Origin of the sequence: Enterobacter asburiae, assembly GCF_007035645.1 — a bacterium.
In the GTDB taxonomy this organism is placed as follows: Bacteria; Pseudomonadota; Gammaproteobacteria; order Enterobacterales; family Enterobacteriaceae; genus Enterobacter; species Enterobacter asburiae_B.
This window is the reverse complement of record NZ_AP019632.1, coordinates 3,501,975-3,528,655: the sequence shown is the minus strand read 5'-3', so window position 1 is coordinate 3,528,655 and position 26,681 is coordinate 3,501,975. Positions and strand designations below refer to the sequence as shown.

24 protein-coding genes are annotated in these 26,681 nt (G+C 54.3%); 15 read left to right on the top strand and 9 right to left on the bottom strand.

Annotation, left to right across the window (positions count from 1 at the left end):
• Positions 1-9 precede the first annotated feature (9 nt).
• The 6 genes from FOY96_RS16905 to FOY96_RS16880 all read right to left on the bottom strand — a co-directional run bounded on the left by FOY96_RS16905 (position 10) and on the right by FOY96_RS16880 (position 6,473).
• Positions 10-336 carry a cytochrome o ubiquinol oxidase subunit IV gene (locus tag FOY96_RS16905; protein ID WP_006176899.1) on the bottom strand — a complete coding sequence of 109 codons (327 nt, stop codon included), beginning with the start codon at positions 334-336 and terminating at the stop codon, positions 10-12.
• Entirely contained in the window at positions 336-950 is a 615-nt protein-coding gene (locus FOY96_RS16900) for a cytochrome o ubiquinol oxidase subunit III (protein WP_023334703.1), read from the bottom strand. Before FOY96_RS16900 ends, FOY96_RS16905 begins: the two co-directional genes overlap by 1 nt.
• Positions 940-2,931, bottom strand: a complete 1,992-nt coding sequence (cyoB, locus tag FOY96_RS16895) for a cytochrome o ubiquinol oxidase subunit I (RefSeq protein ID WP_014168864.1) — start codon at positions 2,929-2,931, stop codon at positions 940-942. The genes FOY96_RS16900 and cyoB overlap by 11 nt, the downstream gene beginning before the upstream one ends.
• A gap of 16 nt (positions 2,932-2,947) precedes the next feature.
• Positions 2,948-3,895, bottom strand: a complete 948-nt coding sequence (gene cyoA, locus FOY96_RS16890) for a cytochrome o ubiquinol oxidase subunit II (RefSeq protein ID WP_014882770.1) — start codon at positions 3,893-3,895, stop codon at positions 2,948-2,950.
• 477 nt (positions 3,896-4,372) lie between these two features.
• Complete coding sequence (gene ampG, locus FOY96_RS16885; protein ID WP_143347470.1) at positions 4,373-5,848, bottom strand: muropeptide MFS transporter AmpG; 1,476 nt, start codon at positions 5,846-5,848, stop codon at positions 4,373-4,375.
• Positions 5,849-5,894: 46 nt separating this feature from the next.
• Positions 5,895-6,473: a lipoprotein gene (locus FOY96_RS16880; RefSeq protein WP_023310568.1), complete on the bottom strand. Its 579-nt coding sequence runs from the start codon at positions 6,471-6,473 to the stop codon at positions 5,895-5,897.
• A 305-nt stretch (positions 6,474-6,778) separates the two neighbouring features.
• Here FOY96_RS16880 and bolA point away from each other — a divergent pair, with 305 nt between their 5' ends.
• The 11 genes from bolA to FOY96_RS16825 all read left to right on the top strand — a co-directional run bounded on the left by bolA (position 6,779) and on the right by FOY96_RS16825 (position 17,859).
• On the top strand, positions 6,779-7,096 hold the full coding sequence (bolA, locus tag FOY96_RS16875) for a transcriptional regulator BolA (protein ID WP_021241655.1): 318 nt from the start codon (positions 6,779-6,781) through the stop codon (positions 7,094-7,096).
• A 330-nt stretch (positions 7,097-7,426) separates the two neighbouring features.
• Complete coding sequence (tig, locus tag FOY96_RS16870) at positions 7,427-8,725, top strand: trigger factor (RefSeq protein ID WP_023310569.1); 1,299 nt, start codon at positions 7,427-7,429, stop codon at positions 8,723-8,725.
• Between the two features lie 260 nt (positions 8,726-8,985).
• On the top strand, positions 8,986-9,609 hold the full coding sequence (clpP, locus tag FOY96_RS16865) for an ATP-dependent Clp endopeptidase proteolytic subunit ClpP (protein WP_010428105.1): 624 nt from the start codon (positions 8,986-8,988) through the stop codon (positions 9,607-9,609).
• A 126-nt stretch (positions 9,610-9,735) separates the two neighbouring features.
• The gene (gene clpX / locus FOY96_RS16860) at positions 9,736-11,010 is read left to right on the top strand and encodes an ATP-dependent protease ATP-binding subunit ClpX (RefSeq protein WP_023310570.1); all 1,275 of its coding nucleotides are present in this window, start codon (positions 9,736-9,738) and stop codon (positions 11,008-11,010) included.
• A 182-nt stretch (positions 11,011-11,192) separates the two neighbouring features.
• Positions 11,193-13,547: an endopeptidase La gene (gene lon, locus FOY96_RS16855; protein WP_023334706.1), complete on the top strand. Its 2,355-nt coding sequence runs from the start codon at positions 11,193-11,195 to the stop codon at positions 13,545-13,547.
• Positions 13,548-13,757: 210 nt separating this feature from the next.
• A complete protein-coding gene (gene hupB / locus FOY96_RS16850; protein WP_002444653.1) occupies positions 13,758-14,030 on the top strand; it encodes a nucleoid-associated protein HU-beta in 273 nt (90 codons plus the stop codon).
• A gap of 212 nt (positions 14,031-14,242) precedes the next feature.
• Entirely contained in the window at positions 14,243-16,114 is a 1,872-nt protein-coding gene (ppiD, locus tag FOY96_RS16845; RefSeq protein WP_033144773.1) for a peptidylprolyl isomerase, read from the top strand.
• Between the two features lie 148 nt (positions 16,115-16,262).
• The gene (locus FOY96_RS16840) at positions 16,263-16,643 is read left to right on the top strand and encodes a helix-hairpin-helix domain-containing protein (RefSeq protein WP_064673450.1); all 381 of its coding nucleotides are present in this window, start codon (positions 16,263-16,265) and stop codon (positions 16,641-16,643) included.
• Positions 16,644-16,742: 99 nt separating this feature from the next.
• Positions 16,743-17,141, top strand: coding sequence for a YbgC/FadM family acyl-CoA thioesterase (locus tag FOY96_RS16835; protein WP_143347469.1), 399 nt, complete (start codon positions 16,743-16,745; stop codon positions 17,139-17,141).
• 48 nt (positions 17,142-17,189) lie between these two features.
• Complete coding sequence (locus tag FOY96_RS16830; RefSeq protein ID WP_143347468.1) at positions 17,190-17,543, top strand: type II toxin-antitoxin system RelE/ParE family toxin; 354 nt, start codon at positions 17,190-17,192, stop codon at positions 17,541-17,543.
• On the top strand, positions 17,530-17,859 hold the full coding sequence (locus FOY96_RS16825) for an addiction module antidote protein (protein WP_143347467.1): 330 nt from the start codon (positions 17,530-17,532) through the stop codon (positions 17,857-17,859). Before FOY96_RS16830 ends, FOY96_RS16825 begins: the two co-directional genes overlap by 14 nt.
• A gap of 2 nt (positions 17,860-17,861) precedes the next feature.
• Here the strand turns inward: FOY96_RS16825 and queC are convergent, their stop codons facing one another.
• Positions 17,862-18,557 carry a 7-cyano-7-deazaguanine synthase QueC gene (gene queC, locus FOY96_RS16820; protein ID WP_023310577.1) on the bottom strand — a complete coding sequence of 232 codons (696 nt, stop codon included), beginning with the start codon at positions 18,555-18,557 and terminating at the stop codon, positions 17,862-17,864.
• A 66-nt stretch (positions 18,558-18,623) separates the two neighbouring features.
• Positions 18,624-20,324 carry an SgrR family transcriptional regulator gene (locus FOY96_RS16815; RefSeq protein ID WP_143347466.1) on the bottom strand — a complete coding sequence of 567 codons (1,701 nt, stop codon included), beginning with the start codon at positions 20,322-20,324 and terminating at the stop codon, positions 18,624-18,626.
• Between the two features lie 101 nt (positions 20,325-20,425).
• Here FOY96_RS16815 and cof point away from each other — a divergent pair, with 101 nt between their 5' ends.
• A complete protein-coding gene (gene cof / locus FOY96_RS16810) occupies positions 20,426-21,244 on the top strand; it encodes an HMP-PP phosphatase (RefSeq protein WP_143347465.1) in 819 nt (272 codons plus the stop codon).
• Positions 21,245-21,284: 40 nt separating this feature from the next.
• Here the strand turns inward: cof and FOY96_RS16805 are convergent, their stop codons facing one another.
• Positions 21,285-22,334 carry a PLP-dependent cysteine synthase family protein gene (locus FOY96_RS16805; RefSeq protein WP_221177595.1) on the bottom strand — a complete coding sequence of 350 codons (1,050 nt, stop codon included), beginning with the start codon at positions 22,332-22,334 and terminating at the stop codon, positions 21,285-21,287.
• A 112-nt stretch (positions 22,335-22,446) separates the two neighbouring features.
• On the opposite strand from FOY96_RS16805, the gene FOY96_RS16800 reads away from it, so the two are divergent.
• From FOY96_RS16800 to FOY96_RS16790, 3 genes are read left to right on the top strand one after another with little or no spacing between them, the layout of a single operon-like run.
• Positions 22,447-22,905 (top strand): Lrp/AsnC family transcriptional regulator, encoded by a 459-nt coding sequence (locus tag FOY96_RS16800; RefSeq protein WP_023310581.1) that lies wholly within the window; start codon positions 22,447-22,449, stop codon positions 22,903-22,905.
• A gap of 30 nt (positions 22,906-22,935) precedes the next feature.
• Entirely contained in the window at positions 22,936-24,708 is a 1,773-nt protein-coding gene (locus tag FOY96_RS16795; RefSeq protein ID WP_033144778.1) for a SmdA family multidrug ABC transporter permease/ATP-binding protein, read from the top strand.
• Positions 24,701-26,482, top strand: a complete 1,782-nt coding sequence (locus tag FOY96_RS16790; protein ID WP_143347464.1) for a SmdB family multidrug efflux ABC transporter permease/ATP-binding protein — start codon at positions 24,701-24,703, stop codon at positions 26,480-26,482. The genes FOY96_RS16795 and FOY96_RS16790 overlap by 8 nt, the downstream gene beginning before the upstream one ends.
• The last annotated feature ends 199 nt before the right edge of the window (positions 26,483-26,681 follow it).

Genomic DNA, 26,681 nt, shown 5'->3' with positions numbered 1-26,681 from the left:
TCGCCGCTCTTAGTGAACCATCATGTTGTAGTTGAGGTTCCACATAATCCAGATGGAACCGACTACCAGGATAGCGATGATAATCACGGTAAAGATAAAGGCGGTCATATTCCAGCCTTCATCGGACTTGGTGTTCATGTGCAGGAAGCAAACCAGATGCACCAGAATCTGAATCACCGCGGTCACCAGGATTGCACCCAGAATAACCGGCTTAGACGCAGAACCGCTCATCACCATCCAGAACGGGATCACCGTCAGGATGATCGACAGGATGAAACCTGTCATGTAGGTTTTTACGCTACCGTGGGAAGCGCCATGATCGTTTGAATGACTCATTACATCGCCCCCATCAGATATACAACAGAGAACACACAGATCCACACCACGTCCAGGAAGTGCCAGAACAGGCTCAGGCACATGATACGGGTACGGTTAGTGCTGGTCAGGCCGCGACGGGATACCTGGAACATCAGTACCGCCATCCAGATCAGACCAGAGGTCACGTGCAGACCGTGGGTACCGACCAGCGCGAAGAACGCTGACAGGAAGCCACTGCGATCCGGACCGAAACCTTCCAGAATCAGGTGATGGAATTCATAGATTTCCATCCCGATAAATCCAGCACCAAACAGCCAGGTCAACGCCAGCCAGGACACAACCTGGCTCTTGTTGTTTTTGTACATGGCGATAGCCGCCATGCCGTAGGTGATGGAGCTGAATAACAGCAGTGCGGTTTCAACCAGAACGAACGGCAGTTCAAAGATGTCCTTGCCAGCCGGGCCGCCCGCCGTGCCGTTCACCAGAACGGCGTAGGTCGCGAACAGACAGCAGAACAGAATGCAGTCGCTCATCAGGTAGATCCAGAAACCGAAGACTTTGGTCGGTCCTGTATCGTGGTGCGCATGTTCATGCGCGTGGGCAGTTGAGTGCGCCAGAGTATCAGTTGCCATTTTTCAGCCCCGCTTTAGAAATCTCGTCGAAATGCTGATTTTCCAGCTTCTCAACTTCACGGACTGGTACGTAGTAGTCCACGTCCTCGTCAAAGCTCTTCACAATCCAGCTGATTACGATGCCAGCGAAGCCAACAATCGCCATCCACCAGATGTGCCAGATCATTGCGAAACCAAATACCGTTGCGAAGGCGGCAATCACAATGCCCGCACCGCTGTTTTTCGGCATGTGGATTTCTTCGTAATGAGCAGGTTGCTTGTACGCTTCACCTTTTTCTTTCATTTCCCAGAATGCGTCGCGTTCATGAACCTGCGGCACGATGGCAAAGTTATAGAAAGGAGGTGGAGAAGAGGTCGCCCACTCCAGCGTACGGCCACCCCATGGGTCACCGGTCAGGTCACGGTTCTGGTCGCGGTCGCGAATAGACACGTAGAACTGAATCAGCTGAGACGCGATACCGCAGGCAATCAGCACGGCGCCGCCCGCTGCAACCATCAGCATTGGGTGGAACTGCGGATCGATCTGCTGGCTCAGACGACGGGTCATACCCATGAAGCCCAGCACGTACAGAGGCATAAATGCCACGAAGAAGCCGATGATCCAGAACCAGAACGCGCGTTTACCCCATTTTTCGTTCAGCGTGAAGCCGAACGCTTTTGGCCACCAGTAGGTTACGCCAGCGAAGCAGCCGAAGACCACGCCACCGATGATAACGTTATGGAAGTGCGCAATCAGGAACAGGCTGTTGTGCAGAACGAAGTCAGCACCTGGTACCGCCAGCAGTACGCCGGTCATCCCACCTACGGAGAAGGTCACGATGAAGCCGATAGTCCACAGCATCGCTGAGTGGAACACGATACGGCCCTGGTACATGGTGAACAGCCAGTTGAAGATCTTCACCCCGGTAGGGATGGCGATAATCATGGTGGTAATACCGAAGAAGGCGTTTACGTTCGCGCCCGCACCCATGGTGAAGAAGTGGTGCAGCCAAACGATGAACGACAGAACGGTAATACACACGGTTGCCCACACCAGAGAGGTGTAACCAAACAGACGTTTACGCGAGAAGGTTGCCGCGATTTCGGAGAACACACCGAACACAGGCAGAACCAGAATGTACACTTCCGGGTGACCCCAGGCCCAAATCAGGTTGATGTACATCATCATGTTGCCACCCATATCATTCGTGAAGAAATGGGTGCCCAGGTAGCGGTCCAGGGTCAGCAGCGCGATGGTAACGGTCAGAATTGGGAAGGAGGCAATAATCAGGATGTTGGCGCACAGAGATGCCCAGGTAAATACCGGCATCTTGAACATGGTCATGCCAGGGGCACGCATCTTGATAATGGTCACGAAGAAGTTGATACCGGTCAGGGTAGTACCGACACCGGAGAGCTGAAGCGCCCAAATCCAGTAGTCGACGCCAACGCCCGGACTGTACTCAATTCCTGACAGCGGCGGGTAAGCCAGCCAGCCGGTCTGCGCGAATTCGCCCACACCCAGTGACAGGTTAACCAGGATAACGCCGACAACAGTGAACCAGAAGCTCAGGTTGTTCAGGAACGGGAACGCCACGTCGCGCGCGCCGATTTGCAGCGGAACGACAACGTTCATCAGACCGATAACCAGCGGCATCGCCACGAAGAAGATCATGATAACGCCGTGGGCGGTAAAGATCTGATCGTAGTGGTGCGGTGGCAGGAAGCCGGCTTCACCCGCAGAAGCGAGTGCCTGCTGGCTACGCATCATGATCGCATCCGCAAAGCCACGAATTAACATGACGATACCGACGATGCAGTACATGATACCGAGTTTTTTGTGGTCAACCGAAGTCAGCCACTCGTTCCACAGGTAGCTCCACTTACCGAAGTAAGTGATCAGGGCCAGTAAGGCCGCGCCACCAATGATAATTGCAGCCACCGTAACCACGATAATCGGTTCATGGTAGGGCACTGCATCCAGTGTCAATTTTCCGAACATTTTCTTCCTCGGCCCCTTAGTGAGCGGTTTCCGCGTGGCTCATGTCCATGCCTTCCATACCTTCGTGCGCGCTGTGCTCGCCTTCAGGCTGGGTCATGTCCATGCTCTTGCCGTGATCCATAAATTTGCCAATAACGTCTTTGAACAAATCAGGTTTCACATTAGAGAAGTACTCCACCTTGTTGTATTCGCTTGGTGCAGCCACTTTTTCGAACGCCGCCATGTCAGACATGGTGTTTGGAGACTGCTTCGCTTTTTCAACCCACTGGTCGAAAGCGGCACGGTCTGGCGTCGCAATAGCTTTGAACTTCATACCTGAGAAGCCCGGGCCGCTATAGCTGGCGGAGATACCATCATAGGTGCCTGCTTCATTCGCGATCAGGTGCAGGTTGGTCTGCATACCGGCCATCGCGTAAATCTGGCTACCCAGACGTGGGATGAAGAAGGAGTTCATTACGGAGTTGGAGGTCACTTTGAACTGAACCGGAGTGTTCGCCGGGAAGGCGATTTCATTCACGGTAGCAATACCCTGCTCTGGATAGATGAAGAACCATTTCCAGTCCATGGAGACCACTTCAATGGTAATAGGTTTCTCATCGTGAACCAGCGGTTTGCTTGGCTCAAGTGCGTGAGTGGTTTTCCAGGTCAGTACGGCAAGGAACAGGATGATCAGAATAGGTACCGTCCAGACCACAGCTTCCACTTTATTGGAGTGTGACCAGTTAGGGCTATACTTCGCATCTTTATTGCTCGCACGATACTTCCAGGCGAAACCAACAGCCATCAAAATGGCAGGAATAACCACAATCAACATCAGGCCAAAAGCCGTCAATATCAGTGAACGTTGTTCCAGTCCAATCTGTCCTTTGGGGTCTAGTAGTGCAGAATCGCAGCCACTGAGTAATACAGTGCCCGCGAATAATGACAACCATCCCAAACTTTTATTGTATTTCCCGAGTCTCATTTAACGACCTCAATTCCACGGAGTCTGGTGGCGTTTAAAGTGTGCGGGCATTTTACGGGAAGGTTACATTACTGTAAACATCATTAGGCCTGTGTCAGGAAGGTGTTACCGGGTTCTGCCGCACGTGTCACAAGTGTTGCAAATTATGTCGGTTTTTATGACCGAAGCCGCATGGCATGGGCTTTATAACGAAAGGACCCCCAAGCATACCTTAAAAGGGGCAATTGGTATAACCATTGTTGAAAATAAACAAAAAATTAACAATTAATTATCAATAAAAAGACATCTGAAAAACGAAAAATCAAACTCTCGTATGCTGAATCGTTTAATGAAAAATAGCGTTTTGGAATGGGAGCCAATAATTTCCAAATCCTATCCCGCACAAAACAACAAATATTTTTTTTGCGCCTGGCGGCTATTTCGCCGTTATAATTTCGGTTAGTGATTACAACGGGAAATAACCTTTCGCATTTTTCTTCAGGTCATCTGCGTTTTACGCAACGCCATGAAATCAAGCAGACCTCCGATCAGGATCCCGGCGATAGCCAGCAGGGCGCCTGCGTCCAGCAGAAGGGCTTCGAAAGGGAGTACCAGAGAGGTGCTGGCATTGATAATAAGCACCACAAGCCAGAGCGCCAGAGCAATGCAGCCCGCCATTAACAGACGTAGCGCAAAACGATAGGCGCGGCGATATTCGGTGCGCGGCATAAAATGTTCTGTCCGCTGGGTATATTCCAGCGTCTGACGGCAGACCAGCAGCAATAAAATCCCCGGCACGGCAGCCACGACCGAGAAGAGATAAAATGTTGGCCAGCCGTGGGCTTCCACGAACCAGCCGGCAATCGGGCCAACGTACACGCGGCCAACTGCGGAAAGCGCCGAGAGCAGCGCGAACTGGGTAGCGGAAAACGACTTATTGCACAGGGTCATCAGCAGGGCGACAAACGCCGCTGTTCCCATGCCGCCGCAGAGGTTTTCGAAGAACACCGCCGCGGCCATGCTGATCGTATGTTTGTCGGTAATCGACAGCAGCCAGTAGCCTGCGTTAGAGGCGCCCTGAAGGATGCCGAAAATCAGCAGCGCGCGAAACAGCGTCAGGCGTTGCATCAGCACGCCGCCATAAAGCGCGCCGACAATCGTCGCAAACAGCCCCAGCGTTTTATTCACCACACCCACTTCACCGGCGTCAAAACCGACGCCCCGGATCAGGAAGGTGGTGGTTAAACTCATGGCAAAGGCATCGCCCAGCTTATAAAGGACGATGAGCAGCAGGATCAGCCAGGCGTTGTTGCGGCCAAAGAAGTCACGGAGCGGTTCGGCGACGGCCTGCTCCAGCGTGCGGGGAACCGGGATGACGTCACTCGGTTCGGGCGCGAACAGCGTCGCGATAATGCAGGGGATCAGCAGGGCGGCCATCAGCCAGTACATGCCCTGCCAGCCGAGGTAACGGTCGGCCAGCCACAGCGCCAGCCCGCCGGAGACCAGCATTCCGAGGCGATAGCCCAGCACGCTGATTGCTGCACCAGCACCGCGCTCTTCAGCAGGTAACACGTCCGTCTTCCAAGCGTCGAACACAATATCCTGAGAGGCGGAACAGAAGGCAATCACCACCGCAAGCGCTGCCATCCAGCGAAGCTGGGTGGTGGGTTCAAGAAATCCCATCGCCGCAATAGCCAGCAGCAGCAGGATCTGCGTCATCACTAGCCAGCCGCGTCGACGTCCGAGGAAAGGCGGCGTGTAGCGATCCATGACCGGAGACCACAGGAACTTAAAGACATAGGCCTGGCCGACAAGCGAGAAGAAACCGATGGTTTTAAGATCGATGTTCTCAACCGTCATCCACGCCTGAAGCGTGCCGGAAGTAAGTGCGAGGGGTAAACCCGAGGCGAAGCCGAGGATCAGCAGAATCGCTGATTTCGGTTGCTGGAAAATGCGTAAGTAATGGCTGGACATGTTCTTATAAAACTGACCCGGTGATACACCGGGTCAGCGAGCGGGATTAACGCGCGTTCTGCTTGATGAAGTCGTGAATGCTGGTGTCCTGCGCCATATCGGCGATGGTATCGGTCAGCACGCTGTTCACGGCGTTAGCAATGTTCTGGTTAGAAGCCTGGAAGGCACCTTCAACAGAGTAGCTGGCGCGGTAGTTTTTAGTCATCTTGTTGCCATTCTTCGCGGTGGCAATGATGGCGATATCCGCTTTGGTCGCAATGTTGTAGCGCACGTTGCCCTGAGACACGTCAGCGTACAGGTTATTCACGATGATCTGCAGATCAACCGCGCCGCTTGGGCCAATCATGTAGCCGCGAGCGGTCATCTGTTTCTCCAGCACTTCCTGGAGCAGGAAGCGCAGGTCGCGGGAGGCGGTGAGAGTAACCTGCTGGTTATCGCGGGTCACTTTAGCCAGCGCCTGATCCTGACGCTGATCGGCACCGTTAATGCTCACGGTGACGCCCATCAGGCTTGGATCCTGCTGAGGCAGGGTGATTTTTGGTGAGACATCAATGGTGGTAGGCGGGGTAGCACAGCCTGCCAGCATAAAAAGGGCTACCAACGGAAAGAAGAGTTTTTTTAACATTTTCGGGTTCTCAACGAATCGTAAGCATATAAAGAGAAAAATTGCCGCCATCATAACATCGCCAACGGCGAGGGGAAGTGGTCAACGCATGTAAATTCATCGCCTTGTCCGAAAACTGACCAGATCACCCTTTTTCCCAATCCTTGTATGACAAAACGTATGAGTCTCACAGTGAACTTCATTCGTTTGAATGAGAAAATCAGACGAAAGCTAAATATTTGTTGTCAAGGTGTAATGGAAACGGTAAAAGCGGCTAACATTTAAAGGGATGGGTGACATCCTGGCGTTGTCGGAGGAGTAATTTCATGATGATACGTGAGCATATAGAAGATAAATTAAGGGCAGCGTTCAACCCTGTGTTCCTCGAAGTCGTCGACGAAAGCTATCGTCATAACGTGCCGGCAGGTTCTGAAAGCCACTTTAAAGTGGTTCTGGTTAGCGATCGCTTCACGGGAGAGCGTTTCCTGAATCGACACCGCTTGATCTACAGCACCTTGACGGAAGAGCTCTCCACGACCGTGCATGCGCTGGCACTGCATACCTACACCATTAAGGAATGGGAAGGTTTGCAGGATACGGTTTTCGCATCGCCGCCCTGTCGCGGTGCAGGCACTATCGCCTGATAAATCGGATTTGCAACGGCTGGAGCTTTTCCAGTATGTTGCTTACAGATTTCCTCAAAACGGCCTCCGGGCCGTTTTGTTTTGTCTGAGTTTTGAGCGAATGGAGCGATTTTAAGACTAAAAATAGCCTTAAAGTGTGAAAAAAGCCGCAGCAACATGCCCCAACCGTTCTCGACTCACCTAAGTGATGCCGCTATAATGCCGCGTCTTATTGAATGTCTTCGGGATGATTCTGGCGACAGGGAATGTGAATCTGCACTAAGAGAGCATCCCGGTATAACAGACAGATTCAGAGTTGACCGAGCACTGTGATTTTTTTGAGGTAACAAGATGCAAGTTTCAGTTGAAACCACTCAAGGCCTTGGCCGCCGTGTAACGATTACTATCGCTGCTGACAGCATCGAAACTGCTGTGAAAAGCGAGCTGGTCAACGTAGCAAAAAAAGTACGTATTGACGGCTTCCGCAAGGGCAAAGTACCAATGAATGTTGTTGCTCAGCGTTATGGCGCTTCCGTGCGTCAGGATGTGCTGGGTGAACTGATGAGCCGTAACTTTATTGATGCGATCATCAAAGAAAAAATCAATCCGGCCGGCGCGCCTAACTACGTTCCAGGCGAATACAAACTGGGCGAAGACTTCACCTACTCCGTAGAGTTCGAAGTGTACCCGGAAGTTGAGCTGAAAGGTCTGGAATCTATCGAAGTTGAAAAACCAGTTGTTTCCGTGACTGACGAAGACGTTGACGGCATGCTGGATACCCTGCGCAAGCAGCAGGCGAACTGGAAAGAGAAAGAAGGCGCTGTTGACGCTGAAGACCGTGTCACCATCGACTTCACCGGTTCTGTAGACGGCGAAGAGTTCGAAGGCGGTAAAGCGTCTGACTTCGTACTGGCGATGGGCCAGGGTCGTATGATCCCAGGCTTCGAAGACGGTATCAAAGGCCACAAGGCTGGCGAAGAGTTCACCATCGACGTGACCTTCCCGGAAGAATACCACGCTGAAAACCTGAAAGGGAAAGCAGCGAAGTTCGCTATCAACCTGAAGAAAGTTGAAGAGCGCGAACTGCCAGAACTGACTGAAGAATTCATCAAGCGTTTCGGCGTGGAAGATGGTTCCGTAGCGGGTCTGCGTACCGAAGTGCGTAAGAACATGGAACGCGAACTGAACGGCGCTGTACGTAACCGTGTGAAATCTCAGGCGATCGAAGGTCTGGTGAAAGCCAACGAAATCGACGTTCCAGCTGCCCTGATCGACAGCGAAATCGACGTTCTGCGCCGTCAGGCTGCACAGCGTTTCGGTGGCAACCAGCAGCAAGCGATGGAACTGCCACGCGAGCTGTTTGAAGAGCAAGCGAAACGCCGCGTTGTTGTTGGCCTGCTGCTGGGCGAAGTGATTCGTACCCACGAGCTGAAAGCTGACGAAGAGCGTGTGAAAGGCCTGATCGAAGAGATGGCTTCTGCATACGAAGATCCATCAGAAGTGATCGAGTTCTACGGTAAGAACAAAGAATTGATGGACAACATGCGCAACGTTGCCCTGGAAGAGCAGGCTGTTGAAGCGGTACTGGCGAAAGCGAAAGTGACCGAAAAAGCGACCTCTTTCAACGAACTGATGAACCAGCAGGCGTAATTTCGCCCCAACGGTTTAAAGTTTGAACAGAAAACCCGTTGCCTTGCGGCAGCGGGTTTTTTTTATCGCAGCGATAGCCCAGGAAGAGTGCTAAAACGCCCTTTCGGTGTTAGCGTAACAACAAAAGGTTGTTATGCTTGAAATAGGGCACTGTGAACCCCATAAGTACGTAATCATGATGAATGAGACTGGCTGATAATCCGTCCGTAAGGTTACAATCAGTACAGCAGGTGTTTTCAATTTTGATCCAGGAGACGGAAATGTCATACAGTGGCGAACGAGATAACTTTGCACCCCATATGGCTCTGGTGCCAATGGTTATTGAACAGACCTCACGTGGTGAGCGTTCTTTTGATATCTATTCCCGTCTGCTCAAGGAACGCGTTATCTTTCTGACCGGCCAGGTGGAAGACCACATGGCTAACCTGATCGTGGCGCAGATGCTGTTTCTGGAAGCGGAAAACCCGGAAAAAGACATTTACCTGTACATTAACTCCCCGGGTGGCGTGATTACAGCAGGAATGTCCATTTATGACACCATGCAATTCATCAAGCCTGATGTAAGCACTATCTGTATGGGTCAGGCTGCATCTATGGGCGCGTTCCTGTTAACAGCAGGGGCGAAAGGTAAGCGTTTCTGCTTGCCAAATTCCCGCGTGATGATTCACCAGCCGCTGGGCGGTTACCAGGGGCAGGCGACGGATATCGAAATCCACGCCCGCGAAATTCTGAAAGTAAAAGCGCGCATGAATGAACTTATGGCGCAGCATACGGGTCAACCACTCGAGCAGATCGAGCGCGATACCGAGCGCGATCGCTTCCTCTCTGCTCCAGAGGCAGTTGAGTACGGCTTAGTCGACTCCGTGTTGACCCATCGTAATTGATGCCCGCGACGCGAGTGTGCCGCTATACTAAGGTAGGGCGGCACGCTGCTGATTGCAGCTTGCGTCTTAGAATGGCATTTGCGTCGTCATGTGCGGCACAAAGAACTTAAAAAGAGGTTTGGACTCATGACAGATAAACGCAAAGATGGTTCGGGCAAACTGCTGTACTGCTCTTTTTGCGGCAAAAGCCAGCATGAAGTGCGTAAACTGATTGCCGGGCCGTCCGTGTATATCTGCGACGAATGTGTCGATTTATGTAACGACATCATTCGCGAAGAGATTAAAGAAGTCGCACCGCACCGTGAGCGCAGCGCGCTGCCAACGCCGCATGAAATTCGTCATCACCTTGACGACTACGTCATCGGACAGGAGCAGGCCAAGAAAGTGCTGGCGGTAGCGGTCTATAACCACTACAAACGTCTGCGTAACGGCGACACCAGCAATGGCGTAGAACTGGGTAAAAGTAACATTCTGCTGATCGGCCCAACCGGTTCCGGTAAAACGCTGCTGGCTGAAACCCTGGCGCGTCTGCTTGATGTTCCGTTTACGATGGCGGATGCCACCACCCTGACCGAGGCCGGTTATGTGGGTGAGGACGTCGAAAACATCATTCAGAAACTGCTGCAGAAATGCGATTACGACGTACAGAAAGCCCAGCGCGGGATTGTTTACATCGATGAGATCGACAAGATCTCCCGTAAATCTGACAACCCGTCCATTACCCGTGACGTATCGGGTGAAGGCGTACAGCAGGCGCTGCTGAAGCTGATTGAAGGTACGGTTGCTGCCGTTCCGCCACAGGGTGGTCGTAAACATCCGCAGCAGGAGTTCCTGCAGGTTGATACCTCCAAGATCCTGTTCATCTGTGGTGGCGCGTTTGCTGGTCTGGACAAAGTCATCTCCCACCGTGTTGAAACCGGCTCCGGCATTGGTTTTGGCGCAACGGTGAAATCGACGTCCGAAAAACCAAACGAAGGCGAACTGCTGTCTCAGGTTGAACCGGAAGATTTGATCAAATTCGGTCTGATCCCTGAATTCATCGGCCGTCTGCCGGTTGTGGCAACGCTGAATGAGCTGAGCGAAGACGCGCTGATCCAGATCCTGAAAGAGCCGAAAAATGCGCTGACCAAGCAGTATCAGGCGCTGTTCAACCTGGAAGGCGTTGATCTGGAATTCCGCGACGAAGCGCTGGATGCTATTGCCAAGAAAGCGATGGTCCGTAAAACCGGTGCCCGTGGTCTGCGTTCAATTGTTGAAGCGGCACTGCTCGACACCATGTACGATCTGCCGTCGATGGAAGACGTTGAGAAAGTGGTGATTGACGAGTCCGTGATTAGCGGCCAAACCAAGCCGCTGCTGATTTACGGCAAACCGGAAGCACAGCAGGCATCTGGCGAATAATTAACCAAATCATACAAGCAGTTAATCAAAAAGGGGGGATTTTATCTCCCCTTTACTTTTTCCGTATTCATAGCGTTGAATGTGTGGGAAACATCCCCATATACTGGATACATGTTAATGGTTATGTGAAGCACAGTGACATGACCAGCTTACCTGGCGGACACTAACTAAGAGAGAGCTCTATGAATCCTGAGCGTTCTGAACGCATTGAAATCCCCGTATTGCCGTTGCGCGATGTGGTGGTTTATCCGCACATGGTCATACCCTTATTTGTAGGGCGGGAAAAATCTATCCGTTGCCTCGAAGCCGCCATGGATCATGATAAAAAAATCATGCTGGTGGCGCAGAAAGAAGCATCAACGGATGAGCCGGGTGTAAACGATCTTTTCACCGTCGGGACCGTGGCCTCTATTTTGCAGATGCTGAAGCTGCCTGACGGCACCGTAAAGGTGCTGGTAGAAGGCCTGCAGCGTGCGCGTATTACCACTCTGTCAGACGACGGCGAGCACTTCTCTGCAAAGGCAGAGTACCTTGATTCGCCTGAGCTTGATGAGCGTGAACAGGAAGTGCTGGTTCGCACCGCGATTAGCCAGTTTGAAGGCTATATCAAGCTGAACAAGAAAATTCCACCAGAAGTGCTGACGTCGCTGAACAGCATCGACGATCCTGCGCGTCTGGCGGACACCATCGCTGCACATATGCCGCTGAAGCTGGCTGACAAGCAGTCCGTGCTGGAAATGTCCGACGTTAACGAACGTCTGGAATACCTGATGGCGATGATGGAGTCTGAAATCGATCTGCTGCAGGTTGAGAAGCGCATTCGTAACCGCGTGAAAAAGCAGATGGAGAAATCTCAGCGTGAGTACTATCTGAACGAGCAAATGAAGGCCATTCAGAAAGAACTGGGCGAGATGGACGACGCGCCGGACGAAAACGAAGCGCTGAAGCGTAAGATCGACGCGGCGAAGATGCCGAAAGAGGCGAAAGAGAAGGCTGAAGCAGAACTGCAGAAGCTGAAAATGATGTCTCCAATGTCGGCTGAAGCGACCGTTGTACGCGGCTACATTGAGTGGATGGTGCAGGTTCCGTGGAACGCCCGCAGCAAGGTCAAAAAAGACCTGCGTCAGGCGCAGGAAATCCTGGATACCGACCACTACGGTCTGGAACGCGTGAAAGACCGCATTCTTGAGTACCTCGCGGTACAAAGCCGTGTAAACAAAATTAAAGGCCCAATTCTGTGCCTGGTTGGACCGCCGGGGGTGGGTAAAACCTCTCTGGGTCAGTCCATCGCCAAAGCGACCGGACGTAAGTATATCCGTATGGCGCTGGGTGGCGTACGTGATGAAGCGGAAATCCGCGGTCACCGCCGTACCTACATCGGTTCTATGCCGGGTAAACTGATCCAGAAGATGGCGAAAGTGGGGGTTAAAAACCCGCTGTTCCTGCTCGATGAGATCGACAAGATGTCGTCGGACATGCGTGGCGACCCTGCGTCTGCACTGCTGGAAGTGCTTGATCCAGAACAGAACGTAGCGTTCAGCGATCACTACCTGGAAGTGGACTACGACCTGAGCGATGTGATGTTCGTGGCGACCTCCAACTCCATGAACATTCCGGCCCCGCTGCTGGACCGTATGGAAGTGATCCGTCTCTCCGGTTATACCGAAGATGAGAAGCTGAACATCGCTAAGCAGCACCTGCTGCCGAAACAGATTGAGCGTAACGCGCTGAAAGCCAACGAGCTGACCGTCGAGGACAGCGCGATTATCGGCATCATTCGCTATTACACCCGTGAAGCGGGCGTGCGTAGCCTTGAGCGTGAAATCTCTAAACTGTGTCGTAAAGCGGTGAAACAGCTGCTGCTGGATAAGAGCCTTAAGCACATTGTGATTAACGGCGACAATCTGCATGCCTATCTCGGCGTTCAGCGCTTCGACTACGGTCGAGCGGACAACGAAAACCGCGTTGGCCAGGTGACCGGCCTGGCATGGACGGAAGTGGGCGGCGATCTGCTGACCATCGAAACCGCCTGTGTCCCGGGCAAAGGCAAGCTGACCTACACCGGCTCTCTGGGTGAAGTGATGCAGGAATCCATCCAGGCAGCGCTGACCGTGGTGCGCGCGCGCGCGGAGAAACTGGGTATCAACCCTGATTTCTACGAAAAACGCGACATCCACGTGCACGTTCCGGAAGGGGCGACGCCGAAAGATGGCCCAAGCGCGGGTATTGCTATGTGTACCGCTCTGGTTTCCTGCCTGACAGGTAACCCGGTGCGTGCCGATGTGGCAATGACCGGTGAAATTACGTTGCGTGGTCAGGTTCTGCCGATTGGTGGTTTAAAAGAAAAACTGCTGGCGGCACACCGCGGTGGGATCAAAACCGTATTGATCCCTTACGAAAACAAACGCGATCTGGAAGAGATTCCGGACAATGTGATTGCCGACCTGCAGATCCATCCTGTGAAGCGAATTGAGGAAGTTCTCAGTCTCGCACTGCAGAATGAACCCTCCGGAATGCAGGTTGTAACCGCAAAATAGTGACCTCGCGCAAAGAGCGTCAATAAAAACAAGGCTGGTAAGTCATTTCGCACTTGCCAGCCTTTTTTTGTATAGCTAATTTAGATTGCTGATTAGGTCCGTCATCAACAACGGGTGTTGTAAGGTCATGGCAGGCCTGATATAACTGCTGCGCGGTCGCGTTGTGAAGGATTCAGGCGCGATATAAATTATAAAGAGAGGAAGAGAACAGTGAATAAATCTCAACTGATTGACAAAATTGCTGCGGGTGCTGATATTTCTAAAGCTGCAGCTGGACGTGCGTTAGATGCCTTAATTGCTTCTGTTACTGAATCTCTGCAGGCTGGGGACGACGTTGCACTGGTAGGTTTCGGTACTTTTGCTGTTAAAGAGCGTGCTGCCCGTACTGGCCGCAACCCTCAGACCGGTAAAGAGATCACCATTGCTGCTGCTAAAGTGCCGGGTTTCCGTGCAGGTAAAGCGCTGAAAGACGCAGTAAACTGATTGCTTTCCCGTTTCAGGGAAGCCGGAAAGTACAAGGGCGCATCATTTGATGTGCCTTTTTTGTTTGTCCAGACCTGATTTGTGCGAGTTTATGCGAGTTGTGGGCTGACAATCGCCCCGTTTTCTTGTCACAATACGCCTTCACGCGCGACGGGCAGGATTTTCCGTCAGCGTCAGGTAACCAGTCACCTACAGCGGAGTGTTGTTACACCATGATGGACAGCTTACGCACGGCTGCTAACAGTCTCGTGCTCAAGATTATTTTCGGTATCATTATCGTGTCGTTCATATTGACCGGCGTGAGCAGTTACCTTATTGGCGGTGGCGCAAACTATGCCGCAAAAGTGAATGGCCAGGAAATCAGCCGTGGTCAGTTCGAGAATGCTTTTGCCGGTGAACGTAACCGTATGCAGCAACAGCTGGGCGACCAATTCTCTGAACTGGCGGCGAACGAAGGGTACATGAAGACCCTGCGCCAACAGACACTGAACCGTCTTATCGACGAAGCGCTGCTTGATCAGTATGCCAAAAAACTGGGCCTTGGCATCAGCGATGAGCAGGTGAAAAAAGCCATCTTCTCCACGCAAGCCTTCCAGTCTAACGGTAAATTCGACAACGCGCGTTACAACAGCATCGTCAATCAAATGGGGATGACGGCCGACCAGTACGCTCAGGCGCTGCGTAACCAGCTGACCACCCAGCAGCTCATCAATGCCGTCGTGGGCACCGATTTCATGCTCAAAGGTGAAACGGATGAACTGGCCGCGCTGGTGGCGCAGCAGCGTGTTGTACGCGAAGCGACCATTGATGTGAACGCCCTGGCGGCGAAACAGCAGGTGAGCGACGCTGACGTCAACGCTTACTACGAGCAGAACAAGAATTCCTTTGTTTCTCCAGAGCAGTTCCGCGTGAGCTACATCAAGCTGGATGCGGCCGCGCTGCAGGAAACCGCGTCTGATGCTGAAATCCAGTCTTACTACGATCAGCATCAGGATCAGTTCACTCAGCCGCAGCGTAACCGCTACAGCGTAATTCAGACGAAAACCGAGGCTGATGCTAAAGCGGCGCTGGATGAGCTGAATAAAGGCGCTGATTTCGCGACCGTTGCGAAAGCGAAATCCACCGACATTATCTCTGCGAAAAACGGCGGCGATATGGGCTGGCTGGAAGATGCGACCACCCCTGACGAGCTGAAAAATGCCGGTCTGAAAGAGAAAGGCCAGCTTTCTGGCGTCATTAAGTCTTCCGTTGGTTTCCTGGTCGTGCGTCTGGACGACATCACCGCGGCGAAAACTAAGCCGCTGGCTGACGTTCGTGATGATATCGCGGCGAAAGTGAAACAGGAAAAAGCGCTGGATGCCTACTACGCGCTGCAGCAGAAGGTAAGCGATGCTGCCAGCAACGACAACGAATCTCTGGCAGGCGCAGAGCAGGCGGCTGGCGTGAAGGCGGTTGAGACAGGCTGGTTTGGTCGTGACAACCTTCCGGAAGAGCTGAATTTCAAACCGGTTTCCGATGCCATCTTCAACGGTGGTCTGGTGGGCGAAAACGGCACGCCGGGCAGTAACTCTGACATCATTACCGTCGACGGCGATCGTGCGTTTGTGTTGCGCGTCAGCGAGCACAAGCCAGAAGCGGTCAAACCGCTGGCGGAAGTGAAGGATCAGGTCGTCGCTCAGGTTAAGCACAACAAAGCGGAACAGCAGGCGAAACTGGATGCTGAGAAGATTCTGTCCGATCTGAAAGCGGGTAAAGAAGACGCGCTGAAAGCGGCTGGCCTGAGCTTCGGTGAAGCGAAAACGCTGAGCCGTACCGGCCAGGACCCAATCAGCCAGGCCGCGTTTGGTCTGACTCTGCCTGCGAAGGACAAGCCAAGCTTTGGTACCACCACCGATACGCAGGGTAACGTTGTTCTGCTGGCGCTGGATGAAGTGAAAGCCGGTACCCTGCCAGAAGCGCAGAAGAAAGCGATGGTTCAGGGGATTACCCAGAACAATGCTCAGATTGCCTTCGAAGCCATGATGAGCAACCTGCGTAAAGAAGCCAAAATCAAGCTGGGTGATGTAATGACTCAGCAGCAGTAATTACGTGTCTGCTCGCAGATTTTCGTAACGCTCTGCAAAAACTAAAGGCCGCTTTCGCGGCCTTTTCCATTTCTGCAATCTGCTGTTTGTGCCGGTTTTAACTGGCGGCTATCGTGACGTGGCTGTCAACAAACAAGGAGATAACAGCATGAAATGTGGAATCAAAGCACTGTTAATTACGCTGGCTATTGCCACCACCGGGATGAGCGCGGGCGCGCTGGCGGCGACGCCTGCTGCCAAAGCACAGGCTACGCAGAGCAAGGCCGACGCGGCAGCGCCGGTGCAGGGGCAAACCAAAGCGACAGACGCTGGTAAAAATGCGGATGATGACGGTACGCGGGTCAGTATCAATTCGGCCTCAGCGGAAGATCTCGCCCGTGCGTTGAACGGCGTGGGCCTGAAAAAAGCGCAGGCCATCGTCAGCTACCGCGAAGAGTATGGTCCTTTCAAAACGGTCGACGATCTCAAGCAGGTGCCGGGCATGGGCAGCGCGCTGGTTGAGCGCAACCTCTCACACCTGACGCTGTAATTACGCAATTTCTTGCACTGCGGCAAAATTTTGCCAGGATAAAGAGGTCATACCAGTTATGACCTCTCTTCCTACAATAACAGTAAAGGCTATTGCGCTATGCAGACAAAAATCAAAGTACGCGGTTTTCATCTCGACGTTTATCAGCATGTGAACAATGCTCGCTATCTTGAGTTTCTTGAAGAAGCGCGCTGGGACGGGCTGGAAAACAGCGAAAGCTTTCAGTGGCTGACCGCGCACAACATCGCGTTTGTGGTCGTCAATATCAACATCAACTACCGCCGTCCAGCCGTGCTGGGTGATGTGCTCACGGTCACCAGCCAGGTGCAACAGATCAATGGCAAAAGCGGGGTCTTAAGCCAGGTGGTGACGCTCGATCCAGAAGGGCAGGTGGTCGCAGATGCGTTGATCACGTTCGTCTGTATCGATCTGAAAACGCAGAAAGCGCTGCCGCTGGAAGGGGAATTGCGGGAAAAGCTGGAGGTGATGATCGCTTAGAAAGGTTGTCTCTTATAAAAGACAAAAGGATTTTTCAGGGATAGAATAATGGACAGGGACTATGTCGTTGAACGCTACCGGACCCGTGACGGGAAAGTACCGTTTGAGGAGTGGGTAGCCAGAATGAATCGAAGGGATCCGGATATGGTTTTCCGGATCCTTATGCGGATTAACCGCGCGATAAAACGTAATTTTGGCGATTACAGGTATCTCAGGGAAGGTGTTTGGGAGATGCGAGTCGACAGTGGCCCCGGCTACAGAATCTATTTTTCAGTAGAGAATCGGCAGGTTTTATTGTTACTGATCGGTGGTGACAAAAAGAGCCAAAAAGCGGATATCAAACTGGCAATAGATTACTGGATAGATCATCAAACAAAAGGACATTCCTATGAGCGCCACTGAACGAAAATATTCGAGTTCCGTTAGCCACCATGATGCTGTTGTGAAAATGCTGCGAGAGAATCCTTCCTACGCTCAGCGTTATTTGCAAACAGCCCTGGAAGAGAGCTATGAAGACCAGGGGATCCCCGCCTATCTCATTGCACTCCGTCAGGTCATTGAAGCGCGAGGCGGTATTGGAGAAATTTCTGCCAAAGCAGGTCTGTCCCGTCAGCAGCTATACCGAACCCTATCAGATAACGGCAACCCAACGCTGACAACGCTGATGAAAGTCACCCGTGCTGCCGGTGTGAAACTGTTCGACAGCACGGTCAAGTAGCCCTATTTAAGACCAGTCTTTTTCTGCATCGCGGCCATCACGCCGGATTTATCGGCAAGATAGTGGTTCAGCCCGTTAGCGCGCAGATTACAGGCCGCGCACTGGCCGCAACCGTCGCCTTTGATACCGTTATAGCAGGTAAGCGTTTCGCTGCGAACAAGGTCCAGCTTGCCCCAGTAGTCCGCCAGCGCCCAGGTTTCGGCTTTATCCAGCCACATGAGCGGAGTTTCAAAGCGCGTCTCTTTCGCCATCCCCAGATTGACGGCGTGGTTTAACGCTTTTACGAACTCATCACGACAGTCCGGGTAGCCGGAGAAGTCGGTCTCGCACACGCCCGTGATCACCGCTTCGGCTTTTACCTGGTAGGCGTAGATCGCCGTCAGAGTCAGGAACAGGATATTACGGCCCGGCACGAAGGTATTTGGAATGCCGCTGGCATCGGGTTCATAGTCTGGCACAGGAATACTGTCGCGGGTGAGGCTGCTCACGGCCAGTTCATTTAACAGCGTAACGTCCAGCACCTTGTGAGCGCGTGCGCCCAGTTTCAGGGCTAGTTCACGGGCAACGTCGATTTCAGCGCGATGACGCTGACCATAATCGAAAGTGACACAGTGAACTTCATCGTACTGATGAAGGGCCTGGACCAGGCAGGTAGTAGAGTCTTGTCCTCCGCTGAACACGACGACGGCACGTTTCATAAATCATCTCGACTGTTACGGTAAAAACGTTATGTTACCGTCTGACCACGACGGCGACCAGCTTCTTCACGATTTGGGCGCGGGCAGCCAGGCTTCGGTAAAGTCAAACCAGCCGCGGGTGTTGAGGCGTATACCATTCACGCCAGGCGGAGCACTGATTTGGTATTGATAATTAAAGAGTGGCGTCAGCACCGCACTCTCCATTAACCGGTTAAAGATGGCTTGCAGTCCCGCGCGTCTATCCCGAGCCTCGGCCTGAGTCTGTACCGCATCCAGCGTGGCTTGCAGATGGGCGTAAGCCGGTGCGCTAAGAACGTGCGGCCAGAGGGCATCGCAGCGCAGCCACTGTTCAAGCGTATATTCCGGCGCTTCGCCAATCAGCCTGTCCCCCATCATGATGTCTGCATCGGCAAGCTCCAGGCATCCGTCCCACGTCTTGGCGTCGTGAAAGATGACGGTCAGTTCACACCCCTGTAGCGCCAGGTATGCCTTCAACTGGCTGGCCATGGTGTGAAGCTCAACAGGGAGATGGTAAACCAGCGTCAACGCTTCAGGGAGGGTGACGTCCGATAAATCAGGCCATTCGGGGATGGTCCAGCCGGGAAGCAGTTCCTGGGTGGGCGTGATGAGCCCTTCGTTTAGCGGAAGTGTGTGGAGAAGCCTGGAGAGATGAATGATATTGATAAGCCGCTTTGCCTGAATCTCACTCAGGCGCGCGCTCTGTTTTAGCGTGAGGTAACAGAACCCCAGGCTGGTGCTGCTGCTTACCAGCCGCAGACTTTCCAGCTCGTCGGCCTCGCCGATCGCGATTTGCACCGGGTGACGACAGCTGGTGCCCAGGCTGTAATCAAAAAGCTGGGGAGTGATCCAGTATTCGATGGCTTTGAGCAGCGGATGGCTCAGGTGATACTGCTCATGGCTTTCCAGACGAACCAGGTCGGGCTCAAAGGCGGCCAGCCGAAACGGGCCACTGCCAACCGCAGGATGGTCGGGATGCGCCAGACGGCTGCAGTAGGTTGCCAGCCTGTGCGGCAGCCAGTAGTCCGGTTGATGCAGCGTAAACGTCAGACACTGTGGATGCGTTGTTTCAATACATAAGACGCTCTGAAACAGAGTGCGCAGGGCGGGAAGCGTCAACAGCGCTGTCAGACTTCGCTGGAGTTGCGCCGTTTCTATTTTATCGCCGTTATGCCAGTGCAGGGTGGAGCGAATGTAGAAATGCCAGCGCAGGCCGTCAGCAGAGACATCCCAGTGATGCGCCAGATCGCCCGTAGGTTCACTGCTGTTACCGTTAAAACGCGTCAGGCCTGAGAACACCTCTCCCGCCAGATGCTGCTCCGCCCGGCCCGGTAAAAAACCCGGCTGAAGCGGTTCCAGCGAGCGATAGTAGGGGATGCGCAGCGTCGGCGTGTCGTTTTGCCACTGCCCGCCCAAAAAAGGATGCAGTAATGACCGCAGCGCTTCAGGGGCAAGCTGGGCCAGTTCCAGCGCGTTATGCTGCTGCCCGCTTTTCAGCGCTTCTTCCATCATCGCATTGCGCAGTGACTCCGGGGCGACATGGAACGTGAGCTCACCGCGCTTACCGCGGCCAGACTGCGCTCGCCAGCTGAGCCAGCCCGCCTCCTGGGCCTGGCGCAGCAGGGTTCGGACATGCCGCTCGCTACAAAAACAGCGGGCGGCCAGCTCGCTGATGGTGACCTGTTGCGTTGCACCCTGCGAAGGCTGCCAGAGGCGGTGATACCGGTTGAGTCGATTGAGCTGGCGCATAAGAAACCCGGAACAATAATTTTCATCTATTCACTATTACTTCCGTATATCTCACACGATACTGTTGCACAAGTTAACCGCATCACATTTCGGGAGTAATCATGGCTCGGCTCGCTGCATTTGATATGGACGGTACGCTGTTAATGCCGGATCACCGTTTAGGGGAAAAAACCCTGAACACGCTGAAGCGCCTGCGCGAGCGTGATGTCACCCTGACGTTTGCAACTGGCCGCCATGTGCTGGAGATGCGCCATTTGCTGGGCGCGTTTTCCCTCGACGCCTTTCTAATTACCGGCAACGGGACGCGAATTCACACCGTAGAAGGCGATGTGCTGCACCGGCAGGATCTCAACCCGGAAGTGGCGGACATCGTGCTGCACAGCACCTGGGACACGCAGGCCAGTATCCACGTCTTTAACGATCGGGGCTGGTTTACCGGACGTGAAATTCCTGAACTGCTGCACGCGCATGTATACAGCGGTTTCAAATATCAGCTTATCGATCTGCGTCGGATCCCCGCTCATGCGGTAACCAAGATCTGCTTCTGCGGCGATCATGACGATCTGTGTCGCTTACGGATTCAGCTGAATGAGGCGCTGGGCGACCGGGCGCACCTTACTTTCTCGGCGGTGGATTGTCTGGAAGTTCTGCCGGTGGGCTGTAACAAAGGCTCCGCTCTGGCGGTACTCAGCGACCACCTGGGCTTAACGCTGCAGGAGTGTATGGCGTTTGGTGACGCCATGAACGACCGCGAAATGCTGGGTAGCGTTGGTCGCGGTCTGATCATGGGGAATGCGATGGCGCAGCTGAAAGCAGAACTTCCCCATCTGGCGGTTATTGGCCACTGCCGCAATGAAGCAGTGTCCCATTTTTTGACGCATTGGCTGGACAACAACAATCTCCCGTATTCCCCCGAATAGTGAGACCCTTCCAGCAAGCCAGACTTCGGTCTGGCTTTTTTTATTTCACCAGGTCTGCAATCTGCGCTTTCCACGGAGCGATATCGCCGATGTTGGCCTGCACCCACTCCGCGTTGTAGTAAGTTTCAAGGTAGCGTTCGCCGCTGTCGCACAGCAGCGTGACGATGGAACCGGTACGGCCCTCTTCGCGCATACGGGCGGCAAGCTGCAGTGCGCCCCACATATTTGTGCCCGTCGATGCGCCCACTTTGCGCCCCAGCTGCGTTTCCAGCCAGTGCGCCGTTGCCACGCTTGCGGCATCCGGCACGCGCATCATCTCATCCACGACGTCGGGGATGAAAGAGGGCTCCACGCGCGGGCGGCCAATCCCTTCAATTTTACTGCCCACCGGGCTGCGCAGCTCCGCATTGCGGTTTTGCCAGTAGTCGAGGAACACGGAGTTCTGCGGGTCAACCACCATCAGTTGGGTATCGTATCCCTGACAGCGGATGTAGCGTCCAATCGTGGCTGACGTGCCGCCGGTACCGGCGCTCATGACGATACAGGACGGAACCGGATGCGGTTCGTGGGTCATCTGGCGGAAAATACTGTCGGCAATGTTGTTATTGCCGCGCCAGTCGGTCGCGCGCTCGGCGAAGGTGAACTGGTCCATATAGTGACCGTTCAGCTCACGGGCCAGCATTTCGGAGGCGGCGTAGATTTCGCAGGCGCTTTCCACAAAGTGGCAGCGTCCGCCGTAAAATTCGATCTGTTCGATTTTGCGTTTTGCGGTGCAGGACGGCATCACCGCGATAAACGGCAGGCCCAGCAGGCGGGCGAAATAGGCTTCGGACACCGCCGTTGAACCGGACGAAGATTCAATAATAGTGGTGCCTTCTTTAATCCAGCCGTTACATAAACCGTATAAAAACAGCGAGCGCGCCAGGCGATGCTTCAGGCTACCGGTGGGATGGGTGCTTTCATCTTTCAGATAGAGCTGAATGCCGTCAAATCCCGGCAGGGAAAGGCGAATCAGGTGCGTATCCGCCGAGCGCTGATAGTCGGCATTGATTTCGCTGATCGCATGTTTAACCCAGGTGCTATTCATCATCGTTATCCGTTTGTCATTTTGTGCCTAGGATAGCGAAAAGCACAGAAAAAATTGTTGCTATCTGGCCTTTAAAATAGAATGAAGAGAGAAAAATTTTCTCTGTGAGGTGGGTATGCTAGATAAAATTGACCGCAAGCTCCTTTCATTGCTGCAAAATGACTGTACCCTCTCTTTGCAGGCGCTGGCAGATGCCGTTAATCTGACCACCACCCCGTGCTGGAAGCGGCTTAAGAAGCTGGAAGATGACGGCATTCTTCTGGGGCGCGTCGCGTTGTTAGATCCCGAAAAACTGGGGCTTGGGCTGACGGCATTTGTGCTGATAAAAACCCAGCATCACAGCAGCGAGTGGTATTGCCGCTTCGTCACTCAGGTGTCTGAGATGCCCGAGGTGCTCGGTTTCTGGCGTATGGCCGGAGAGTATGATTACCTGATGCGCGTCCAGGTGGCCGACATGAAGCGCTATGATGATTTCTACAAGCGGCTGGTGAACAGCGTTCCGGGTTTGTCGGACGTCACCTCAAGCTTTGCCATGGAACAGATTAAATACACCACAGCATTACCCATTGAATAAATTCGTAAAATACCTTCAGGAACAAACCGCGTGCGATTATTTGCCCAACTAAGCTGGTACTTTCGTCGGGAGTGGCAACGCTACCTCGGTGCAGTCGCCCTGCTTATTATTATTGCCATCCTGCAGCTGATCCCGCCGAAAGTGGTGGGGTACGTCGTGGATGGCGTCACCGAACAGCATTACACCACCGCACGGGTGTTGATGTGGGTCGGCACGCTGGTGCTGACGGCGGTCATTGTTTATCTGCTGCGCTACGTCTGGCGCGTGCTGCTGTTTGGTGCGTCCTATCAGCTGGCCGTTGAGCTGCGTGAAGATTTTTACCGCCAGCTGAGCCGACAGCATCCCGAATTTTATCTTCGTCATCGCACCGGGGATCTCATCGCCCGCGCGACGAACGACGTCGATCGCGTGGTCTTTGCCGCCGGGGAAGGAGTGCTGACGCTGGTGGACTCGCTGGTGATGGGCTGTGCGGTGCTGATCGTTATGTCCACGCAGATCAGCTGGCAGCTGACCCTGCTCGCCCTGCTGCCGATGCCGATCATGGCGCTGGCGATCAATCGCTATGGCGAACAGCTGCACGAGCGCTTTAAGCTGGCGCAGGCGGCGTTTTCGTCGCTGAACGATCGCACCCAGGAGAGCATGACCAGCATCCGCATGATCAAAGCGTTTGGCCTGGAAGACCGTCAGTCTGCGCTGTTTGCCGCCGATGCGGCAGACACGGGGGCGAAAAACATGCGCGTCGCGCGTATCGACGCCCGTTTTGACCCGACGATTTATATCGCAATCGGCATGGCAAATATGCTGGCGATTGGCGGCGGAAGCTGGATGGTGGTGCAGGGCACGCTTACCCTGGGGCAATTGACCAGCTTTGCGATGTATCTGGGGCTCATGATCTGGCCGATGCTGGCGCTGGCCTGGATGTTTAACATCGTGGAGCGCGGCAGCGCTGCCTACAGCCGCATTCGCGCCATGCTGGCCGAAGCGCCGGTGGTCATCGACGGTAGCGAGGCCGTACCGGAAGGGCGCGGCGTCATGACCGTCGACGTCCGCAAGTTTGTCTATCCGCATACGGAGCATCCGGTGCTGGAGAACGTTAGCTTTACGCTTCAGCCGGGCCAGATGCTGGGGATCTGCGGCCCTACGGGATCCGGCAAAAGTACCGTGCTCTCTCTGCTTCAGCGCCACTTTGACGTCACCGAGGGCGATATCCGCTTCCACGATATTCCCCTGACCAGACTGCTGCTGGACGAGTGGCGCGGTCGCCTGGCGGTCGTCAGCCAGACGCCGTTTTTATTTTCGGACACCGTGGCGAACAACATTGCCCTGGGACGCCCCGGGGCGACGCAGGAAGAAATTGAACATGTGGCGCGTCTGGCCAGCGTTCATGATGATATTTTGCGTCTGCCGCAGGGGTACGAAACGGAAGTCGGGGAACGCGGCGTCATGCTGTCCGGCGGGCAAAAGCAGCGTATCTCGATTGCCCGCGCGCTGCTGCTGAATGCTGAAATTCTGATCCTGGATGATGCGCTTTCCGCCGTGGACGGCCGTACCGAGCATCAAATTCTGCATAACCTGCGCCAGTGGGGCGACGGACGCACGGTGATTATCAGCGCCCACCGCTTGTCGGCGCTCACCGAAGCCAGCGAAATTGTGGTCTTACAGCACGGGCACATTGCCCAGCGCGGGCAGCATGAAACCCTTGCCGAGCAGCCGGGCTGGTATCGCGATATGTACCGCTATCAACAGCTTGAGGCGGCGCTGGATGATGCGCCGGAGCAGGATGAGGAGGCCGCCAATGCGTAAGCTCGGAACGATGTGGCCGACGCTCAAGCGTCTGCTGGCCTACGGCTCGCCGTGGCGTAAACCGCTCTCCGTGGCCGTGCTTCTACTCTGGATTGCGGCGATTGCTGAAGTGAGCGGTCCGCTGCTCATCAGCTATTTTATCGACAACATGGTTGCCAAAAGCCACCTTCCGCTGGGGCTGGTGGCGGGCTTAGGCGTGGCCTACGTTGGCCTGCAGCTGGCGGCGGCAGGGCTGCACTATGCGCAGTCGCTGCTGTTTAACCGTGCTGCCGTGGGCGTTGTTCAGCAGCTGCGTACGGATGTGATGGACGCGGCGCTTCGCCAGCCGCTCAGCGAGTTTGATATCCAGCCGGTCGGGCAGGTGATTTCGCGCGTGACCAACGATACCGAGGTAATCCGCGATCTGTACGTTACCGTGGTCGCGACGGTGTTACGCAGCGCGGCGCTGATTGGCGCGATGCTGGTGGCGATGTTCAGCCTCGACTGGCGCATGGCGCTGGTGGCGATCACTATCTTCCCGGCGGTGCTGATTGTCATGGTCATTTACCAGCGCTACAGCACGCCGATTGTGCGTCGGGTGCGCGCGTATCTGGCCGACATTAACGATGGCTTCAACGAAGTGATCAACGGCATGAGCGTCATCCAGCAGTTCCGCCAGCAGGCGCGCTTTGGCGAACGCATGGGGGAAGCCAGCCGTTCGCACTACATGGCGCGTATGCAGACGCTGCGGCTTGATGGTTTCCTGCTGCGTCCGCTGCTGAGCCTTTTCTCGGCGCTGGTGCTTTGCGGGCTGCTGATGCTCTTCGGGCTGAGCTCAAACGGTACGATTGAAGTGGGCGTGCTGTACGCCTTTATCAGCTATCTCGGGCGTCTTAACGAGCCGTTGATCGAGCTCACCACCCAGCAATCGATGCTGCAACAGGCGGTAGTTGCCGGTGAGCGCGTGTTTGAGCTGATGGACAGGCCGCGCCAGGCCTACGGCAATGACGAGCGTCCTCTGCAAAGCGGGACTATCGCCTTTGATAACGTCTCGTTTGCCTATCGCGAAGACCGGCTGGTGCTGCAGGACATCACGCTTGACGTTCCGTCGCGCGGTTTCGTGGCGCTGGTAGGGCATACCGGCAGCGGTAAGAGCACGCTTGCCAGCCTGTTGATGGGCTATTACCCGGTCACGCACGGCGAAATCCGCCTCGATGGGCGCCCGCTCGCGTCTCTCAGCCACACCGTGTTGCGTAAAGGCGTCGCGATGGTGCAGCAGGATCCGGTCGTACTGGCCGATACCTTCTACGCCAACGTGACCCTGGGGCGAGACTACTCCCAGGAGCAGGTCTGGGACGTGCTGGAAAAAGTGCAGCTGGCAGAGCTGGCGCGCGGGTTTAGCGATGGGATCAATACCAAACTGGGCGAGCAGGGGAACAATCTCTCCGTCGGGCAAAAGCAGCTCCTGGCGCTGGCGCGGGTGCTGATTGAAACGCCGCAGATACTGATTCTGGATGAAGCCACGGCCAGTATTGACTCCGGCACCGAACAGGCCATTCAGCAGGCGCTGGCCGCCGTACGCGACCATACGACGCTGGTGGTGATTGCCCACCGTCTTTCCACCATCGTCGATGCCGATACCATTCTGGTGTTACATCGCGGACAGGCCGTTGAACGCGGTACGCACCGTGAACTGCTGGAAGCCAAAGGGCGCTACTGGCAGATGTACCAGCTGCAGCTGGCGGGTGAAGAGCTGGCGGCCAGCGTGCGTGATGAAGAGTCGCTTAGCGCCTGATGCACCAAAATGAGGCGACGCGCTAACAGTCATTCCTGTTGGTGCAAAACTGAAACGCACCCTGCACCGGCATGGTGCGTTTTTTTTTCACCTGTTTGTTTATTACGGCCGCGTAATGCTCTGTGCGCCGCCGTTCCCCCTCGTTTTCATTTCTGGCACACCCCTTGCAATACCTTCTGCGTAAGCTGCGGCCATTACC

Excerpts from the sequence above, each read along its gene's own strand:
- FOY96_RS16905 (WP_006176899.1), bottom strand. The coding sequence starts at position 336 with ATGAGTCATTCAAACGATCATGGCGCTTCCCACGGTAGCGTAAAAACC.
- FOY96_RS16900 (WP_023334703.1), bottom strand. The coding sequence starts at position 950 with ATGGCAACTGATACTCTGGCGCACTCAACTGCCCACGCGCATGAACAT.
- cyoB (WP_014168864.1), bottom strand. The coding sequence starts at position 2,931 with ATGTTCGGAAAATTGACACTGGATGCAGTGCCCTACCATGAACCGATT.
- cyoA (WP_014882770.1), bottom strand. The coding sequence starts at position 3,895 with ATGAGACTCGGGAAATACAATAAAAGTTTGGGATGGTTGTCATTATTC.
- ampG (WP_143347470.1), bottom strand. The coding sequence starts at position 5,848 with ATGTCCAGCCATTACTTACGCATTTTCCAGCAACCGAAATCAGCGATT.
- FOY96_RS16880 (WP_023310568.1), bottom strand. The coding sequence starts at position 6,473 with ATGTTAAAAAAACTCTTCTTTCCGTTGGTAGCCCTTTTTATGCTGGCA.
- bolA (WP_021241655.1), top strand. The coding sequence starts at position 6,779 with ATGATGATACGTGAGCATATAGAAGATAAATTAAGGGCAGCGTTCAAC.
- tig (WP_023310569.1), top strand. The coding sequence starts at position 7,427 with ATGCAAGTTTCAGTTGAAACCACTCAAGGCCTTGGCCGCCGTGTAACG.
- clpP (WP_010428105.1), top strand. The coding sequence starts at position 8,986 with ATGTCATACAGTGGCGAACGAGATAACTTTGCACCCCATATGGCTCTG.
- clpX (WP_023310570.1), top strand. The coding sequence starts at position 9,736 with ATGACAGATAAACGCAAAGATGGTTCGGGCAAACTGCTGTACTGCTCT.
- lon (WP_023334706.1), top strand. The coding sequence starts at position 11,193 with ATGAATCCTGAGCGTTCTGAACGCATTGAAATCCCCGTATTGCCGTTG.
- ppiD (WP_033144773.1), top strand. The coding sequence starts at position 14,243 with ATGATGGACAGCTTACGCACGGCTGCTAACAGTCTCGTGCTCAAGATT.
- FOY96_RS16840 (WP_064673450.1), top strand. The coding sequence starts at position 16,263 with ATGAAATGTGGAATCAAAGCACTGTTAATTACGCTGGCTATTGCCACC.
- FOY96_RS16835 (WP_143347469.1), top strand. The coding sequence starts at position 16,743 with ATGCAGACAAAAATCAAAGTACGCGGTTTTCATCTCGACGTTTATCAG.
- FOY96_RS16830 (WP_143347468.1), top strand. The coding sequence starts at position 17,190 with ATGGACAGGGACTATGTCGTTGAACGCTACCGGACCCGTGACGGGAAA.
- FOY96_RS16825 (WP_143347467.1), top strand. The coding sequence starts at position 17,530 with ATGAGCGCCACTGAACGAAAATATTCGAGTTCCGTTAGCCACCATGAT.
- queC (WP_023310577.1), bottom strand. The coding sequence starts at position 18,557 with ATGAAACGTGCCGTCGTCGTGTTCAGCGGAGGACAAGACTCTACTACC.
- FOY96_RS16815 (WP_143347466.1), bottom strand. The coding sequence starts at position 20,324 with ATGCGCCAGCTCAATCGACTCAACCGGTATCACCGCCTCTGGCAGCCT.
- cof (WP_143347465.1), top strand. The coding sequence starts at position 20,426 with ATGGCTCGGCTCGCTGCATTTGATATGGACGGTACGCTGTTAATGCCG.
- FOY96_RS16805 (WP_221177595.1), bottom strand. The coding sequence starts at position 22,334 with ATGATGAATAGCACCTGGGTTAAACATGCGATCAGCGAAATCAATGCC.
- FOY96_RS16800 (WP_023310581.1), top strand. The coding sequence starts at position 22,447 with ATGCTAGATAAAATTGACCGCAAGCTCCTTTCATTGCTGCAAAATGAC.
- FOY96_RS16790 (WP_143347464.1), top strand. The coding sequence starts at position 24,701 with ATGCGTAAGCTCGGAACGATGTGGCCGACGCTCAAGCGTCTGCTGGCC.